The sequence below is a fragment of the Kitasatospora sp. NPDC057512 genome, from assembly GCF_042802135.1.
Taxonomy (GTDB): Bacteria; Actinomycetota; Actinomycetes; order Streptomycetales; family Streptomycetaceae; genus Kitasatospora.
Window position 1 is genome coordinate 1 of sequence record NZ_JBHVET010001295.1, and the last position, 1057, is coordinate 1057.

The 1057-nt window shown below is 75.6% G+C and carries 1 protein-coding gene; it reads left to right on the top strand.

The window, feature by feature from the left end; all coding sequences use genetic code 11:
* Positions 1-906 (top strand): pyridoxal phosphate-dependent decarboxylase family protein (locus ACFU6K_RS39590; protein WP_380671603.1); only part of this gene is annotated, 906 nt, incomplete at its 5' end.
* Between the last annotated feature and the right edge of the window lie 151 nt (positions 907-1057).

Sequence of the window (1057 nt, forward strand, 5' to 3'; positions counted from 1 at the left end):
GACGTCGCCGAGGACGGGGTCGGCGCGCTGGGGCCGGTCCGGGTGCTGTCGGGCAGCGCGCACTCCAGCGTCGCCAAGGCGCTGTCGGTGCTCGGCCTGGGCCGCACGGCGCTGCGGACGGTGCCCGTCCTGCCGGGCCGGGAGGCGGTGGACGTGGCCGCACTGGAGCGGGCGCTGGCCGAGGCCCCGGGTCCGTGCGTGGTGGTGGCCAACGCCGGGACGGTCAACACCGTCGACTTCGACGACCTGCGCGCGATCGCGGCGCTGCGCGAACGGTACGGGTTCTGGCTGCACGTGGACGCCGCCTTCGGCGTCTTCGCCGCACTCTCACCGGAGCACGCGGACCTGGTCGCGGGGCTGGACCTCGCCGACTCGGTCTGCGTCGACCTCCACAAGTGGCTCAACGTGCCGTACGACAGCGCCGTGCAGTTCACCCGCCGCCCGGACCTCCAGGCCCGGGTCTTCCAGAACGCCGCCGCCTACCTCGGCCCGCTGAACGAGCACCCGGACCTGGTCCACCTCACGCCCGAGAACTCCCACCGGCTGCGCGCCCTCGCCGCCTGGTTCACCCTGCGGGCGTACGGCCGCGCCGGGCACCGGGAGATCGTGGAGCGCTGCATCGCCGGCGCCCGGGCGCTCGGCGCGGAGGTGGCGCGGACCGACGGGCTGGAGCTGCTCGCCCCGGTCCGGCTGAACGTCGTCTGCTTCTCGCTGACGGCGGACCCGACCCCGGAGCGGCTGGCCGCGCTCGCCGACGAGCTGGCCGACGAGGCCTTCCTGACGCCCACCCGCTACGCCGGACGGCCCGCCCTGCGCGCGGCGTTCAGCAACTGGCGCACCACGGAGGCGGACGTCCGGCGCACGGCGCAGGCGCTGGCCCGGGCCGTCCGGAAGCTGACGGCCTGACCGGACGCACCGGTCGGTTCCGACACCGCTCGGTACCGAATCCGACCGGTGCCGGCTCCGGTCGGTGCCGGCTCCGGGTCGGCCTCAGCTCCGCTTGTGGTCCCCCGTCCCGCCGTCGATCAGCTCGCGCAGGATGTCCATGTGCCCGGCG